We start from the raw sequence: 15,396 nt of genomic DNA on the forward strand, positions 1-15,396 counted from the left end.
CCACTTGGGTATGCCGGTGCTGCCCGGCCTGGACTGTGGACTAGTCTCGGTCTGATATACGCGTGCACGCAAGGACTGGCCTATGTTTGAACCCGACAACGCAGGCTCCGCGCCACGAATCTGGGAAGTTGGCGCGCTGTGCCGCGCCATTGCTGATGCGCTGCAGGCGCGCTTCAATCCGGTCGCGGTGCGCGGGGAGATCACGGGCTTCTCGCGCGCGTCCAGCGGGCATTGCTACTTCTCGCTCAAGGACGCGCAGGGGCAGATCCGCTGCGCCATGTTCCGGCGCGCGGCCAGCGCTCTGGACTTCATGCCGCGCGATGGCGAGCTGGTCGAGGTGCAGGGCCAGCTCGGCGTGTACGAGGCGCGCGGCGACCTGCAGCTCATCGTCGAAGGCATGCGCCGCGCGGGGCAGGGCGCGCTGTTCGAGCAGTTTCTGCGCCTGAAGGCGCAGCTGGAGGCGGAGGGCCTGTTCGACGCCGCGCGCAAGCGGGCGCTGCCGGCCATGCCGCGCGGCATAGGGCTGGTCACCTCGCCGGGCGCGGCCGCACTGCACGATGTGGTGACGGCGCTGCGCCGGCGCGTGCCGCATATCCCCGTGGTGCTGGTGCCGGCCCTGGTGCAGGGCACGCAGGCGCCGGCGTCCATCGTCGATGCACTATCAAAACTGTATCTGCTTGCGCAGGGCCAGAGCGCATTGGGTGGCAATTTGACTGCCAATCGAGATGCGCCGCCCGCCATCGACGTCATCCTGCTGGTGCGCGGCGGCGGCTCCATCGAGGACCTGTGGGCCTTCAACGACGAGCGCGTGGCCCGCGCCATCGTGCAAAGCCCCGTGCCGCTGATCAGCGGCGTGGGCCATGAGACCGACTTCACCATCGCCGACTTCTGCGCCGATCTGCGCGCGCCCACGCCCACGGCCGCGGCCGAGATGGTCAGCGAGCCGCGCGCGACCTGGCTGGGCGCGCTCGATCTGCTCGCCGGGCGGCTGCAGGATGGCCTGCAGCGCCAGGTCGACCTGCGCCACCAGCGCCTGGACCAGGCCGCCCAGCGCCTGGGCCGGCCCTCGGGCCTGGTCGCGCGCCAGCAGCTGCGGCTGGGCGGCATGGCCCAGCGTATGCGCCATGGTTTACTCCTGAAAATGCAGCGCCTTGCGCAATCTCATCAAGCGCTGGAGGCCAAGTTGCCTCATGTCGTGCAGCGCGGCTTGGCGCAGCAGCGGGAGCGGCTCGAGCGTGCCGCGCTGCGTCTGGAGCTGCTCAACCCGCAGCTGGTGCTGCAGCGCGGCTATGCGCTGCTGACCGACATGCAGGGCCAGCCGCTGTGCCGCGCCGACCAGGTGCGCCTGGGCGAGGCCGTGCACGCGCGCCTGGCCGAGGGTGAGCTCGACCTCACCGTAGCGCCGCGCCGGCTGCTCTAGCGCGGCCCAATCCCGCACGGCAGGGCAGGGGTCGGGCGGACTGGAAGCGCGCTGTGCTATTACTTTCTACAATGCCAGCTGTCCCGTCACTGTGCGCAGCGGCGGCCCTCCCTCAACACAACCCACGAAGGACTTGACCATGGAACACCAACTGCCAGCTCTGCCCTACGCCATCGACGCCCTGGCCCCGCACTACAGCCAGGAAACGCTGGAGTACCACCACGGCAAGCACCACAACGCCTACGTGGTGAACCTGAACAACCTGCAGAAGGGCACCGAGTTCGAGAGCATGACGCTCGAGGAGATCGTCAAGAAGTCCAGCGGCGGCATCTACAACAACGCCGCGCAGATCTGGAACCACACCTTCTTCTGGAACTGCATGACGCCCAACGGCGGCGGCGAGCCCACGGGCGCGCTGGCCGCGGCGATTGCCGCCAAGTGGGGCAGCTACGCCGCCTTCAAGGAGGCCTTTGTGAAGTCCGCCGTGGGCAACTTCGGCTCGGGCTGGACCTGGCTGGTCAAGAAGGCCGACGGTAGCGTGGACATCGTCAACACCGGCGCCGCCGGCACGCCCCTGACCACGGCCGACAAGGCCCTGCTCACGGTGGACGTGTGGGAGCATGCCTACTACATCGACTACCGCAACCTGCGTCAGAAGTTCGTCGAGACCTTCCTCGACAAGCTCGTGAACTGGAAGTTTGCCGAAGCCAACTTCGCCTGATGCCAGGGGCGCCCGCACGGGCGCCGTCCGCACCATGGCCCGGGGCCTGGAGGTTTACCTCCAGGCCCTTTTTTGTGGGTCGGCTGTCAGTCTTCTATAAGACTTGAAAATAAATCGTCCAATTGAGCGGCAAATTTTTGCAATGCGATATTCGATTGCAAATTGCACGAATTTTCTCGGGCGACTCGCGCACAATCGGGGGCTGTCACATCGGATGACGGCGCGCGGCCGCCCGTCGGCAACGCAAGACCCTTGTTTTTGTTACCAGAGAGACGAAATGAGCACCCAGCAACCCACCATCATCTACACCCTGACCGACGAAGCTCCTCGCCTGGCGACGGCGTCGTTTCTGCCCATCGTGCGCGGCTTCGCGTCGGCTGCCGGCATCGATGTGGCCGAGAGTGACATTTCGGTCGCGGCACGCGTGCTGGGCCAGTTCCCCGATTGCCTGAGCGACGCGCAGCGCGTGCCCGACACGCTGACCGAGCTGGGCAAGAAGACGCTGCAGCCCGACGCCAACATCATCAAGCTGCCCAACATCAGTGCCTCGGTGGCGCAGCTCAAGGCGGCCATCAAGGAGCTGCAGGACAAGGGCTACGCCATTCCCGACTTCCCCGAAGACCCCAAGACCGACGAAGAAAAGGCCATCCGCGCGCGCTACAACAAGTGCATCGGCAGCGCCGTGAACCCGGTGCTGCGCGAGGGCAACTCCGACCGCCGCGCACCGCGCGCCGTCAAGGAGTTTGCGCGCAAGAACCCGCACAGCATGGCCGAGTGGAGTCCGGCCTCGCGCTCGCATGTGTCGCACATGATGCACGGCGACTTCTATCACGGCGAGAAGTCCATGACCCTGGACAAGGCGCGCGACGTGAAGATGGAGCTGATCACCAAGTCCGGCAAGACCATCGTCCTCAAACCCAAGGTCAGCCTGCAGGACCGCGAGGTCATCGACTCCATGTTCATGAGCAAGAAGGCCCTGGTGGACTTCTATGAAAAGCAGATCGAGGACGCGCGCAAGACCGGCGTGATGTTCTCCCTGCACGTGAAGGCGACGATGATGAAGGTCTCCCACCCCATCGTCTTCGGCCATTGCGTGAAGATCTTCTACCGTGACGCGTTTGCCAAGCACCAGAAGCTGTTCGACGAGCTGGGTGTGAACGTCAACAACGGCATGGTCGACCTGTACAACAAGATTGCCACGCTGCCGCAGAGCCTGCAGGATGAGATCAAGCGCGACCTGCACGCCTGCCACGAGCACCGCCCCGAGCTCGCCATGGTCGATTCGGCCAAGGGCATCACCAACTTCCATTCGCCCAACGACATCATCGTCGATGCCTCCATGCCCGCCATGATCCGCAACGGCGGCAAGATGTGGGGCGCCGACGGGCGCCTCAAGGACGTCAAGGCCGTGATGCCCGAGTCGACCTTTGCCCGCATCTACCAGGAGATGATCAACTTCTGCAAGTGGCACGGTGCCTTCGACCCCAAGACCATGGGCACGGTGCCCAACGTGGGCCTGATGGCACAGCAGGCCGAGGAATACGGCAGCCACGACAAGACCTTCGAGATCCCCGAGGACGGCGTGGCCAACATCACCGACCTGAACACCGGCGAGGTGCTGATGAGCCAGAACGTCGAAGCAGGCGACATCTGGCGCATGTGCCAGGTCAAGGACGCTCCGATTCGCGACTGGGTCAAGCTCGCCGTCACGCGCGCGCGCAATTCCGGCATGCCGGTCGTGTTCTGGCTTGACCCGTACCGCCCGCACGAGCGCGAGCTGATCACCAAGGTCAAGATGTACCTGCACGAGCACGACACCACGGGTCTGGACATCCAGATCATGAGTCAGGTGCGCGCCATGCGCTACACGCTCGAGCGCGTCGTGCGTGGCCTGGACACCATCAGCGCCACGGGCAATATCCTGCGCGACTACCTGACTGACCTGTTCCCCATCATGGAGCTGGGCACCAGCGCCAAGATGCTGTCCATCGTGCCGCTGATGGCCGGCGGCGGCATGTACGAGACGGGCGCGGGCGGCTCCGCGCCCAAGCATGTGCAGCAGCTGGTGGAGGAAAACCACCTGCGCTGGGACAGCCTGGGTGAGTTCCTGGCCCTGGCCGTGTCGCTGGAAGACCTGGGCATCAAGAACCACAATGCCCGCGCCAAGCTGCTGGCCAAGACACTGGACGCCGCCACCGGCAAGCTGCTGGACAACAACAAGAACCCCAGCCCCAGGACCGGCCAGCTCGACAACCGCGGCAGCCAGTTCTACCTGGCCATGTACTGGGCGCAGGAACTGGCCGGCCAGACCGAGGACGCAGAGTTGGCCGCCAAGTTCGCGCCCCTGGCCAAGCAGCTGACCGACAACGAGGCCAAGATCGTCGAAGAACTGAACGTCATCCAGGGCAAGGCAGTGGACATCGGCGGCTACTACCAGCCAGACCTCGCCAAGCTCGATGCCGTGATGCGCCCCAGCGCCACGTTCAACGCTGCGCTCGCGACGCTGGCGACCTGACGTGGTGAGGTACGTCTCCCCACTGTCTGCGGTGGGGAGGCTCCGGCGGCTGTGTGAGGTAAAAGGAAACGGCGAGCAAGCTCCACCGTTCAATCCGGACCGCCTTCCGTTCCGTAGTCGAATGGGCCGGGTAAGTGTCGGAAAATTTTACAGGCACCGCCGCCACCTGATTTGCATCACGAAAAAACTCTTTTAATACAATAACTTGGGTTCTTATTGCGTGGCTGGCACGATATCTGCTTATCTCTTGGTGAAGGGTTCATTGTTCAAATTCACCAGGAGGAGTGGAAAATGCTGAAAACCAAACTTGCTTCGGTCGCTGCTGCTGCAGTCCTGTCGCTCGGCGTCATGGGGTCCGTTCAGGCCGATCCCTTGACCATCATCAGTGGTGGCTTCAAGTTCACCATTGACAACTACGACTCGGGCACTACGCGGTACCCCAATGGCGCCCCCGTCTGCAACACGGTTGCGTCCTGCGACACTGCTGCTGGAATCAACAAGGCGCCGGGCTCCGTGGGTTCCGTCAACACCAGTGCCGACACCATGGGTATCTTCTCCGTGGCCCTGATTACGCGTATTTCGGACAATACGGTCTTCTGGCAGAAGGGCACAGACGGATATCTCACCGGGGTTTTTGGCAATTTGATGGACCATGAGGTGAACGCCGGCTGCATCGGTACCTCCTGCGTAACTTCGGCCAATTCCGTTGGTGGTACCTGGGCGCTGTACATGAACAACGTCGACTACGATCCCACGCTGGGTCCGCTGGTCGGCCCTGGCAAGGATCTGAATGCCCTGACGTACCCCGGCATCACCGGTGGCACCCTGTGGCTGTCGGGTGTATTTGGTACAGGTGCCATTGCTGGCGACACCACCACGACCTACACGTCGACCTACAACACCGCCACCCTGGCAGGTGGTGGTCAGGCCTATCTGGATGTTACCGGCGGCAGCGCGAAGAACCAGTTCGACACCAATGGCCTGACCGACTTGAACGGCAACAAGCACGACCTGTTCATGGACATCACCTTCAACGACGCCGATGGCAAGGCCAGCAGCATTGGTTGGACGGTGACTTCCGCCGGCCAGATCAAGGGCAATGCGGTTCCCGAGCCCGGTACCATGGCCCTGGCCGGCCTGGCCCTGCTGGGTGCGGGTCTCGCCTCTCGCCGCCGCAAGGCCTGAGTGTGTTGTGCTGGGTGGGGCGTCTCCGGCGCCACCACCCGGACACCGGGCGAGGTCGGCCACCTGTTAGGGGCCGGCCTTTTTGTTTGGGTGCGCATTGTCTACCCCGAGAACGTGGTGCTGGAGTGTCACGAATCGATGTGTCGGGATTTTTTACACGTCCAACCCAGGGGTGTAATGCGATCCATGGCTATCTGGGCTGTACGAGTGTCGGAGAACTTTACAGTGTCTTGTCAGCCTGACTAGGGGTTTGGAGAATCTCCTTTAATTTCATGAGGTTGGCGGTTACTCACTTCGTTGGCATAGTACCTGCTTGTAGGTGACTGAAACGGCTCTTGGCCCCGTTTCATTACAAGGAGTGGGAAATGCTGAAATTGCAACTTGCCTCTTTGGCCGCCGCCGCGGCCCTGTCGGTCGGTGTCATGGGTTCCGTGCAGGCGGGACCGCTGACCCTGATCAGTGGTGACTTCAAGTTCACCATTGACAACTATGACTCGGGTACCACCAAGTACCCTAATGGGACGCCCGTCTGCAATAGTGTTGGGTCATGTGACAGTGTTGCGGGCATTGCCCCGGCTCCGGGCTCGGTGGGTTCCAGCAACCCCAGTGCCGATACCATGGGTATCTTCTCGGTGGCTCAGATCTCGCGCATTTCGGATGGGTCTGTGTTCTGGCAGAAGGGCCCGGGTGAATATCTCACCGGTGTTTTTGGCAATTTGCAAGACCACTACGTGGATGCCGGCAGCATCGGGAGCTCCAACGTGACATCGACGCGATCCGTAGGTGGAACGTGGGCACTGTGGATGAATACAGTTGATTACAATCCCGCGCTGGGGCCGTTGGCCGGGGATCTGAACGCTTTGTCGTATCCAGGTATCTCGGGGGGCACTCCGTGGCTGTCAGGTTACTTTGGGGTGGGTGTAATCGCTGCTGATGGCGCCACAACTTACACGTCGACCTACAATACCGACACCTTGGCTGGTGCAGGCCAGGCCTATCTGGAGGTTAACGGAGGCACCGCGCGGGCACAGTTCGATACCGACAGCTTGATCGACGCAGACGGCCACAAGCACGACCTGTTCATGGACATCACCTTCAACGACGCCGATGGTGCAGCCAGCAACATTGGCTGGACGGTGACTTCCTCTGGTCAGATCAAGGGCAATGCTGTGCCCGAGCCCGGCACCATGGCCCTGGCCGGCCTGGCCCTGCTGGGTGCGGGTCTGGCTTCGCGCCGCCGCAAGGCTTGAGTGCTGGCATGGGTGGGACGTCCGCTCCCACCCAATCACCGACAAAGCCGGTCACCTGTACGGGTGACCGGCTTTTGGTTTTGCGGAAGCTACTTTTTCTGGAAAACCGCTCCCCCAAGCCGGGCTCCGGCCTTGATCCCGCGCTTGGCAAACCAGCCCTGGTTCATCTCCAGCACATAGCGCACGGGCCTGGCAGAGCAATGCGAGGCTTCGCTCAGGGGCTGCATGTCCGCCAGATTCACGATCGTGCCATCGTCGGCCACAAAGGCCGCGGTGAGCGGCAGCGGTGTGTTCTTCATCCAGAAGCATTGCGTGGCCGGCTGCTCGAATATGAACAGCATGCCCTCGTGCTGGGGCATCTGGCGGCGCATCATCAGGCCGGTTGACCGCTGTTGCGGCGTGGCCGCTACCTGTGCCTGGATGCGGTACATACCGGCGGTGAGCTCCACTCGTTGTAGGTTCAACTGCGGTCCATCCTGCGCCCATGTATTGCCGCAAAGGTTGACGCAGAGGGCGAGCAGGGCGAGTGTCTGGGGCAGGCGCAAGCGGGACAGGGCGGGAGTGCTGAGCTTCATGGGCGGAAATCGGTCGATGCCTGGGCGGGTAGTTGATCCTATTGTGCAGGCTTGTGCGCGTCGCCCGGGCCATAGGTGGAGGCTAGAATCATTTTTGGCTTTTGCCTCCGGCAATCACGATTGGAGACCCACTACATGACCAGCTATCAGCACATCAAGGTGCCTGCCCAAGGCCAGAAGATCACCGTCAACGCCGACATGTCCCTGAACGTGCCGGACGAGCCCATCATTCCCTATATCGAGGGCGACGGCACGGGCGTGGACATCACGCCGGTGATGCTGCAGGTGGTCGATGCCGCCGTGGCCAAGAGCTATGGCGGCGCGCGCAAGATCCACTGGATGGAGGTCTATGCGGGCGAAAAATCCACGCGCGTCTACGGCCCCGATGTCTGGCTGCCCGAGGAGACGCTGCACGCCGTGCGCGACTATGTGGTCTCGATCAAGGGGCCGCTGACCACGCCCGTGGGGGGCGGCATCCGCTCGCTCAATGTGGCGCTGCGCCAGGAGCTGGACCTGTATGTCTGCCTGCGGCCCGTGCAGTACTTCCGTGGCGTGCCCTCGCCGGTCAAGGAGCCGCACAAGACCAACATGGTGATCTTCCGCGAGAACTCCGAGGACATCTATGCCGGCATCGAGTTCGAGGCCCAGTCCGACAAGGCGAAGAAGCTCATCAAATTCCTGCAGGACGAGTTCGGCGTCAAGAAGATCCGCTTCCCCGAGACCTCGGGCATAGGCGTCAAGCCCGTCTCGCGCGAGGGCACGCAGCGCCTGGTGCGCAAGGCCATTCAGTACGCCATCGACAACGACAGGCCCAGCGTGACCCTGGTGCACAAGGGCAACATCATGAAGTTCACCGAGGGTGCCTTCCGCGACTGGGGCTATGAGCTCGCGGCCCAGGAGTTCGGCGCCACGCTGATCGACGGCGGCCCCTGGATGCGCCTGAAGAATCCGCGCACGGGCCGCGAGATCACCATCAAGGACAGCATTGCCGACGCCTTCCTGCAGCAGATCCTGCTGCGCCCGGCCGAGTACAGCGTGATCGCCACGCTCAATCTCAATGGCGACTACATCTCCGACGCCCTGGCGGCGCAGGTGGGCGGCATCGGCATTGCGCCGGGCGCCAATCTGTCGGACTCGGTGGCCATGTTCGAGGCCACGCATGGCACGGCGCCGAAGTATGCGGGCAAGGACTACGTGAACCCCGGCTCCGAGATCCTGTCGGCCGAGATGATGCTGCGCCACATGGGCTGGACCGAGGCCGCCGACCTCATCATCCGCGCCATGGAAAAGGCCATTGAGAGCAAGCGCGTGACCTACGACTTTGCCCGCCTCATGGAGGGCGCGGTGCAGGTCAGTTGCTCGGGTTTTGGCAAGGTCATGATCGAGGCCATGGACTGATCTGCCGCAGGCGGGACAATGGTTGCATGAACCCATCCAGAGTCCTGCTGATCGTCTATCACTCGCTGACGGGCGGCACGCGCCAGATGGCCGATGCGGCCGCTGCCGGCGCCGCCAGCGAGAGCGATGTGGCCGTGCACCTGCTGCACGCGGCGCAGGTGGGGCCGGCCGATGTGCTTGCGGCCCAGGGCTATCTGTTTGCCACGCCCGAAAACCTCGCGGCCATGAGCGGCCAGCTCAAGGACTTCTTCGACCGCTGCTACTACCCCGCGCTCGACCGCATCAATGGCCGCCCCTACGCCAGCCTGATCTGCGCCGGCAGCGACGGGCAGAACGCGGCGCGGCAGATCGCGCGCATCGCCACGGGCTGGCGCCTCAAGGAGGTGGCCGAGCCGCTCATCGTGTGTACCCATGCCCAGACGCCCGAGGCCATTCTTGCCCCCAAGCAGATCGGCGCCGAGGATCTGGAGCGTTGCCGCGCACTGGGCGAGGCGATGGCGACGGGTCTGGCGCTGGGCGTCTTTTAGGTAACTGTAGCTGGGCCTTGCTTCAATCGCGCCGCTGGTTCGGGGCCTTGTTCCCGAACCAGTCCTGCAGATGCTCGACCAGGCATTGCACGGCCCGGGGCACGCGTGGTGCCCAGGGGCGTATGGCGAAGATGCGTCCGCCGAAGAAGCCCTGGGGTTGCCAGTCGGGCAGCACGGGCACGAGTCGGCGGCTGTCCTGCGGCTGCACGCTGGCGCTGAAGTCCGGCAGCAGCGCAATGCCCAGGCCGGCCAGCGCGGCCTCGCGCAGCGCCTCGCTGTTGTTGGCCTTCAGGGGCCCCTGCACCGGCACATGGCACAGCTCGGGCGCCTTGCGCGGGTGCTCGCGCATCAATGTCCAGTTCTGCACGCTGATGCTGCCGCGCAGATAGACGAGGCAGTCATGCTCCGCGAGCTCGCGCGGATGGGCGGGCGTGCCGCGGCGCTCCAGATAGCCGGGGCTGGCCACCAGCATGGCCCGGGTTTCGCACAGCAGCCAGGCCACATAGGTCTCGGGCGGCTGGTGGCTGTGGCGTATGGCCAGGTCATAGCCCTCCTGGGCGAGGTTGTTCAGCTTGTCGTTCAGATCCAGTTCGACGCGCACCTGCGGGTACTCGAGCAGGAAGGCGGAAAGTGCCGGCAACACATGCTGGCGCCCCAGTGCCACCGGGGCCGTCATGCGCACCAGGCCCCGTGGCGTGCTGGCCAGGTCGCGGATGGCGGCGTAGCTTTGCTCGATCTGGGCAAACGATGGCGCCGTGTCGTCCACCAGTTGTTGCCCCGCGGCGGTGAGCGCCACGGCGCGCGTGGTGCGCTGCACCAGCGGCACGCCCGTGGCGCGCTCCAGCGCCGCGATGCGCTGGCTGACCGTGGCCTTGGAGATGCCCAGGCGGCGGGCGGCCTGGGTGTAGCTGCGCGTCTGGCCTATCACCAGCAGCAGGTGCAGGTCGGCAAGCACGGGCAGCTTGCTCAATGTGGTGGCGGATTCCTGTGTCATAGCGATTCATTGTTCATTTGCTCAAACAATGTAATTGGATTTTTGGCCTTCTCAGGCGCTGGGGGGCTACCTACACTGCGGGCCATCCAAAGCCTCACAGCCTCACACCTGATTCAAGGAGATCGACATGACGCAGAGCAACCACAGCACCATCACCCACTGGATTTCCGGCGCCCAGGTGGCCGCCACCAGTGGCCAGCAACTGCCCGTCTACAACCCCGCCACCGGCGCCGTGACCGGCCATGTGCAACTGGCCAACGGTGCCGATGTGGATGCCGCCGTGGCCTCGGCCAAGGCCGCCTTCCCGGCCTGGAGCAATCTGCCACCGCTGCGCCGCGCCCGCATCCTGAACAAGTTCCTGCAGTTGCTCAACGAGCACCGCGACGACCTGGCCCGCATGATCACGGCCGAGCATGGCAAGGTCTTCACCGACGCGCAGGGCGAGGTCACGCGCGGTATCGAGATCGTCGAATTCGCCTGCGCCGCGCCGCAGCTGCTCAAGACCGACTTCACCGACCAGGTCTCCACCAACATCGACAACTGGACGCTGCGCCAGCCCCTGGGTGCGGTTGCGGGCATCACGCCGTTCAACTTCCCCGTCATGGTGCCCATGTGGATGTTCCCCATGGCGCTGGCCGCGGGCAACACCTTTGTGCTCAAGCCCAGCCCCATCGACCCCAGCCCCAGCCTGTTCATGGCCGAGTTGCTCAGACAGGCCGGCCTGCCCGATGGCGTGTTCAACGTCGTGCAGGGCGACAAGGAGGCGGTGAATGCGCTGCTCGAGCACCCCGACGTGCAGGCCATTTCCTTCGTGGGCTCCACGCCGATTGCCAACTACATCTATGAAACCGGCGCGCGCCACGGCAAGCGTGTGCAGGCCCTGGGCGGCGCCAAGAACCACCTGGTGGTCATGCCCGACGCGGACATGGACCAGGTCGTCGATGCGCTGATCGGCGCGGCCTATGGCTCGGCCGGCGAGCGCTGCATGGCCATCAGCGTGGCGGTGTTCGTGGGCGAGGGCACGGCCGAAAAGGTGCTGCCCAAGCTCATAGAGCGCACCCGCGCGCTCAAGGTGCTCAACGGCACCAATCTTGAGGCCGAGATGGGCCCCATCGTCACGCGTGCGGCGCATGACCGCATCACCGGCTACATCGAGCAGGGTGTGAAGGAAGGCGCGCAGCTGCTGGTCGACGGCCGCGGCTTTGACGGCAGCACGGCCGGCGAGGGCTGCGCCGACGGCTTCTGGCTCGGCGGCACGCTGTTCGACCATGTGACGCCCGAGATGCGCATCTACAAGGAAGAAATCTTCGGCCCCGTGCTGGCCTGTGTGCGTGTGGAGGACTTCGGCCAGGCGGTCGATCTCATCAACCGGCACGAGTTTGGCAACGGCGTGAGCTGCTACACCCGCGACGGCCATATCGCGCGCGAGTTCGGCCGCCGCATCCAGGTGGGCATGGTGGGCATCAACGTGCCCATCCCCGTGCCCATGGCCTGGCATGGCTTTGGCGGCTGGAAGAAGAGCCTGTTCGGCGACATGCATGCCTACGGCGAGGAGGGCATTCGCTTCTATACCAAGCAAAAGAGCATCATGCAGCGCTGGCCGGAATCCATCGCCAAGGGGGCGGAGTTTGTGATGCCCACCAGTCAGTAAGACCGTCAAGGGCAGCCCATGGGGGCTGCCCTTCGATTGTCCGCAGACCACGAACAAGGAGACAGACCATGCAGGACCGCAACACCTTTGACTACATCGTCGTGGGCGCAGGCACGGCCGGTGCCTTGATGGCCAACCGCCTGAGTGCCGACCCGCAGGTGCGGGTGCTGTTGCTGGAGGCCGGTGGCAAGGACGACTACCACTGGATCCACATCCCCGTCGGCTATCTCTATTGCATTGGCAATCCGCGCACCGACTGGTGTTTCTTCACCGAGGCCGATCCCGGCCTCAACGGTCGCACGCTGCGCTATCCGCGCGGCAAGACGCTGGGCGGGTGTTCCAGCATCAACGGCATGATCTACATGCGCGGCCAGGCGCGCGACTACGACCAGTGGGCGACGCTCACGGGCGACGATGCCTGGCGCTGGAGCGAGGTCTTGCAGGCATTTCGCGCGCACGAGGATCATTACCGGCTCGACCCTGGCAGCCAGCAGGGCTGGAGCGATGCGCAGCGCCGCGAATTCCTGCGCCTGCACAGCAATGCCAGCGACAGCGGCAACCCGGCCCGCAAGACGTTTGACGTGCCCGGCGGCGAATGGCGTGTGGAGCGCCAGCGTCTGCGCTGGGAGATTCTGGACGCCTTTGCCCAGGCAGCCGTCCAGGCAGGCATCCCCGAGACGGATGACTTCAACCGCGGCGACAACGAGGGCGTGAGCTACTTCGAGGTCAACCAGCGCGGCGGCTGGCGCTGGAACACGTCCAAGGCGTTTCTGCGCCCGGCGCTTGAGCGCTCCAACCTCACGGTGTGGACGGGCGCGCAGGTCAAGCGCCTGCTGCTGGAGCGGCGCGGCGATGGCGGCATGGCCTGCACGGGCGTTGAGCTCGTCAGGGGCCACGAGGTCGTGAGCGTGCGCGCGCAGCGTGAGGTCGTGCTCTGCGCGGGTGCGGTGGCCTCGCCGCAGATCCTGCAACTGTCGGGCATTGGCGCATCGCAGCACCTGCAGCCCCATGGCATCGAGACCCAGGTGGAGCTGCCGGGCGTGGGCGGCAATCTGCAGGACCACTTGCAGATCCGCTCGGTCTACAAGGTCAGCAACGTCAGCACGCTCAACACCCGCGCGGGCAGCCTGTGGGGCAAGGGCATGATCGGGCTCGAATACCTGCTTCACCGCAGCGGCCCCATGAGCATGGCGCCCTCGCAGCTCGGCGCGTTCACGCGCTCGTCGGATCGCTACCCGCATGCCAACATCCAGTACCACGTACAGCCCCTGAGCCTGGAGGCCTTTGGCGAGCCGCTGCACGGCTTTGACGCCTTCACGGCCAGCGTGTGCAACCTCAACCCGACCTCGCGCGGCAGCGTGCGCCTCAAGAGCGGCAACTTCCGGGACGCGCCGGCGATTGCGCCCAACTACCTGAGCACCGAGGAGGACCGCCAGGTGGCCGCCGACAGCCTGCGCGTGACGCGCCGCATCGTCGGCCAGCCGGCACTCGCGCGCTACCAGCCCGAGGAATACAAGCCCGGCGTGCAGTACCAGAGCGACGAGGACCTGGCACGCCTGGCGGGCGACATCGCCACCACCATCTTCCACCCGGTGGGCACCTGCAAGATGGGCCGCGAGAGCGACCCCGAGGCCGTGGTCGATTCGCACCTGCGCGTGCTCGACGGCCGCGGCGGCCGCGTCGCCGGACTGCGCGTGGTGGACGCCAGCGTCATGCCCACCATCACCAGCGGCAACACCAACAGCCCGACGCTGATGATTGCCGAGCGGGCCGCCCACTGGATCCGCACGGGGCAATGAGGCGGCCTCTGGGGGCGCTCCGCCCCCGATGGTTAGCGGTCCGGCGCCTGCAGGTTCGTTGGTGGCGCATCGGCGCGCACGCGCCAAAAGCGCGCAAAGCGCGGCAGGCCGCTGGCGTGCGTGCCGTTGTGGCGGTAGGTCACCATGCTGCCCACGGGCGGCGGCTGGCGGCGCAGCGCATCGGGCAGGCCGCTGCCCAGGCGCAGGCGGTGGCCATCCTCCAGCTCCACCAGCAGTGCGCCCGTCATCCCCGCGTACTTGCCCTGGCCCGGCACATGGCCGACGACGCGGGCCTCGGCATCCTCGAAGGTCTTGAGCTTGAGCAGATCCTCGCTGCGCCCGCCCCGGTAGGGCGCGTCATCGCGGCGCAGCATCAGCCCCTCGGCACCGGCCCTGTCATGCTGGCGCAACTGCGCCATCAGTTCGCCGTGGCTGGCCACGCGCCACTGCGGTGCGGCCTGCACCCAGGGCTGGCCCATGGCCGCCACGCTGCGCTGCAGCACGGGCAGGCGTGCGCCAAAGCCGCCGGGCGCGGCCGGCACGTCGAACACCATGTAGCGCAGCCGGCGCCACTGCGCATCATCGGGCGCGGCCGACGCCACGGCGGACTGTGCGGCAGCAAACCTGCCGCGCCCAGCCCACAGCTCGCCATCGAGCGGCTCGGCGGGCCAGCCCGCCGTGAACCAGGCGGGTGCGCGAATCGGCAGCCCCTGGCGGCTCAGCAGCTCCCGCCCGGTCCAGAGCGCGCGCACGCCGTCGTACTTCTCGCTGACCCAGTAGGCGCGCACGTCGATGCCAGGGCGGTATGGTTGCGCCAGCGTGGGAGCAGGGGGCAGCGACCACGCCGGCAGGCTTGCAAAGGCTATCAAAATCAGTAGCTGCCAGCGCTTGATGGCAAAGAATTTGCGGCCAAAATGAGCCAAAAAAACGTGCGCTACTGTCATTGAGAGCGGATGGGTGAAGTGCATGCCTTGTCTCGCATTGGCGGCCGTGGGTAGCGTCTCTTGTTCCATGCCGGCCACGAGGCCTCCCCGGGATCTTCGTCGGGTATGTCCTTAAACTGTAGGGGTCATTCACCCAAGCAAGGAGTACCGATGTTTCCCGAATATCGTGAACTGATCACCAGGATCAAGGGGCAGGACCTGCATTTCACACGGCTGTTTGACAAGCACAACGAGCTCGATCAGCGCATCAGAAATATGGAGGAGCGCATGGTCGCCGCCACGGCCCATGAAATCGAGAAGCTGAAAAAGGAAAAGCTGCTGCTCAAGGACCAGATCTACGCCCATCTGCGCCGCCTGGACGGGGCGCAGGCCTGATCGGCGCCTGACAGTCACACAACGAGCCGGGGATTCCCGGCT

Annotated in this window: 13 protein-coding genes; 10 read left to right on the top strand and 3 right to left on the bottom strand. The window is 64.9% G+C overall.

The features are described 5' to 3' along the window. The first annotated feature begins 82 nt into the window (after positions 1–82). The 5 genes from xseA (at position 83) to ABUE11_RS07480 (ending at position 7,091) form a co-directional block, all read left to right on the top strand. A complete protein-coding gene (xseA, locus tag ABUE11_RS07460; protein ID WP_367068417.1) occupies positions 83–1,420 on the top strand; it encodes an exodeoxyribonuclease VII large subunit in 1,338 nt (445 codons plus the stop codon). Positions 1,421–1,559: 139 nt separating this feature from the next. Next, a complete protein-coding gene (locus ABUE11_RS07465) occupies positions 1,560–2,141 on the top strand; it encodes a Fe-Mn family superoxide dismutase (protein WP_367068418.1) in 582 nt (193 codons plus the stop codon). A gap of 277 nt (positions 2,142–2,418) precedes the next feature. Beyond that, the gene (locus ABUE11_RS07470) at positions 2,419–4,656 is read left to right on the top strand and encodes an NADP-dependent isocitrate dehydrogenase (RefSeq protein ID WP_367068419.1); all 2,238 of its coding nucleotides are present in this window, start codon (positions 2,419–2,421) and stop codon (positions 4,654–4,656) included. A 291-nt stretch (positions 4,657–4,947) separates the two neighbouring features. Continuing rightward, on the top strand, positions 4,948–5,841 hold the full coding sequence (locus ABUE11_RS07475) for a PEP-CTERM sorting domain-containing protein (RefSeq protein ID WP_367068420.1): 894 nt from the start codon (positions 4,948–4,950) through the stop codon (positions 5,839–5,841). A 365-nt stretch (positions 5,842–6,206) separates the two neighbouring features. Beyond that, complete coding sequence (locus ABUE11_RS07480; RefSeq protein WP_367068421.1) at positions 6,207–7,091, top strand: PEP-CTERM sorting domain-containing protein; 885 nt, start codon at positions 6,207–6,209, stop codon at positions 7,089–7,091. An 89-nt stretch (positions 7,092–7,180) separates the two neighbouring features. Here ABUE11_RS07480 and ABUE11_RS07485 read toward each other — a convergent pair whose 3' ends face one another. Beyond that, the gene (locus tag ABUE11_RS07485) at positions 7,181–7,666 is read right to left on the bottom strand and encodes a DUF192 domain-containing protein (RefSeq protein WP_367068422.1); all 486 of its coding nucleotides are present in this window, start codon (positions 7,664–7,666) and stop codon (positions 7,181–7,183) included. 135 nt (positions 7,667–7,801) lie between these two features. Between ABUE11_RS07485 and icd the strand changes: the two genes are divergently transcribed. Both icd and ABUE11_RS07495 read left to right on the top strand, forming a co-directional pair. Continuing rightward, entirely contained in the window at positions 7,802–9,064 is a 1,263-nt protein-coding gene (icd, locus tag ABUE11_RS07490; protein WP_367068423.1) for an NADP-dependent isocitrate dehydrogenase, read from the top strand. A gap of 26 nt (positions 9,065–9,090) precedes the next feature. Continuing rightward, positions 9,091–9,591, top strand: a complete 501-nt coding sequence (locus tag ABUE11_RS07495) for an NAD(P)H-dependent oxidoreductase (protein WP_367068424.1) — start codon at positions 9,091–9,093, stop codon at positions 9,589–9,591. A gap of 22 nt (positions 9,592–9,613) precedes the next feature. Here ABUE11_RS07495 and ABUE11_RS07500 read toward each other — a convergent pair whose 3' ends face one another. Further along, positions 9,614–10,585 carry a LysR family transcriptional regulator gene (locus ABUE11_RS07500; protein WP_367068425.1) on the bottom strand — a complete coding sequence of 324 codons (972 nt, stop codon included), beginning with the start codon at positions 10,583–10,585 and terminating at the stop codon, positions 9,614–9,616. Between the two features lie 127 nt (positions 10,586–10,712). Here ABUE11_RS07500 and ABUE11_RS07505 point away from each other — a divergent pair, with 127 nt between their 5' ends. After that, on the top strand, positions 10,713–12,236 hold the full coding sequence (locus ABUE11_RS07505) for a CoA-acylating methylmalonate-semialdehyde dehydrogenase (RefSeq protein WP_367068426.1): 1,524 nt from the start codon (positions 10,713–10,715) through the stop codon (positions 12,234–12,236). A gap of 68 nt (positions 12,237–12,304) precedes the next feature. Continuing rightward, positions 12,305–14,035 (top strand): GMC family oxidoreductase N-terminal domain-containing protein, encoded by a 1,731-nt coding sequence (locus tag ABUE11_RS07510; RefSeq protein WP_367068427.1) that lies wholly within the window; start codon positions 12,305–12,307, stop codon positions 14,033–14,035. A 32-nt stretch (positions 14,036–14,067) separates the two neighbouring features. Here the strand turns inward: ABUE11_RS07510 and ABUE11_RS07515 are convergent, their stop codons facing one another. Further along, on the bottom strand, positions 14,068–14,979 hold the full coding sequence (locus ABUE11_RS07515) for a DNA ligase (RefSeq protein WP_367068428.1): 912 nt from the start codon (positions 14,977–14,979) through the stop codon (positions 14,068–14,070). 150 nt (positions 14,980–15,129) lie between these two features. On the opposite strand from ABUE11_RS07515, the gene ABUE11_RS07520 reads away from it, so the two are divergent. Continuing rightward, positions 15,130–15,354: a DUF465 domain-containing protein gene (locus ABUE11_RS07520; protein ID WP_367068429.1), complete on the top strand. Its 225-nt coding sequence runs from the start codon at positions 15,130–15,132 to the stop codon at positions 15,352–15,354. Positions 15,355–15,396: the final 42 nt, after the last annotated feature.

The sequence above is a fragment of the Oryzisolibacter sp. LB2S genome (assembly GCF_040732315.1).
Taxonomy (GTDB): Bacteria; Pseudomonadota; Gammaproteobacteria; order Burkholderiales; family Burkholderiaceae_C; genus Alicycliphilus; species Alicycliphilus soli.

What these genes read in the sequence shown, in the direction of transcription:
- xseA (WP_367068417.1), top strand. Translation starts at nt 83, where the DNA reads ATGTTTGAACCCGACAACGCAGGCTCCGCGCCACGAATCTGGGAAGTT.
- ABUE11_RS07465 (WP_367068418.1), top strand. Translation starts at nt 1,560, where the DNA reads ATGGAACACCAACTGCCAGCTCTGCCCTACGCCATCGACGCCCTGGCC.
- ABUE11_RS07470 (WP_367068419.1), top strand. Translation starts at nt 2,419, where the DNA reads ATGAGCACCCAGCAACCCACCATCATCTACACCCTGACCGACGAAGCT.
- ABUE11_RS07475 (WP_367068420.1), top strand. Translation starts at nt 4,948, where the DNA reads ATGCTGAAAACCAAACTTGCTTCGGTCGCTGCTGCTGCAGTCCTGTCG.
- ABUE11_RS07480 (WP_367068421.1), top strand. Translation starts at nt 6,207, where the DNA reads ATGCTGAAATTGCAACTTGCCTCTTTGGCCGCCGCCGCGGCCCTGTCG.
- ABUE11_RS07485 (WP_367068422.1), bottom strand. Translation starts at nt 7,666, where the DNA reads ATGAAGCTCAGCACTCCCGCCCTGTCCCGCTTGCGCCTGCCCCAGACA.
- icd (WP_367068423.1), top strand. Translation starts at nt 7,802, where the DNA reads ATGACCAGCTATCAGCACATCAAGGTGCCTGCCCAAGGCCAGAAGATC.
- ABUE11_RS07495 (WP_367068424.1), top strand. Translation starts at nt 9,091, where the DNA reads ATGAACCCATCCAGAGTCCTGCTGATCGTCTATCACTCGCTGACGGGC.
- ABUE11_RS07500 (WP_367068425.1), bottom strand. Translation starts at nt 10,585, where the DNA reads ATGACACAGGAATCCGCCACCACATTGAGCAAGCTGCCCGTGCTTGCC.
- ABUE11_RS07505 (WP_367068426.1), top strand. Translation starts at nt 10,713, where the DNA reads ATGACGCAGAGCAACCACAGCACCATCACCCACTGGATTTCCGGCGCC.
- ABUE11_RS07510 (WP_367068427.1), top strand. Translation starts at nt 12,305, where the DNA reads ATGCAGGACCGCAACACCTTTGACTACATCGTCGTGGGCGCAGGCACG.
- ABUE11_RS07515 (WP_367068428.1), bottom strand. Translation starts at nt 14,979, where the DNA reads ATGACAGTAGCGCACGTTTTTTTGGCTCATTTTGGCCGCAAATTCTTT.
- ABUE11_RS07520 (WP_367068429.1), top strand. Translation starts at nt 15,130, where the DNA reads ATGTTTCCCGAATATCGTGAACTGATCACCAGGATCAAGGGGCAGGAC.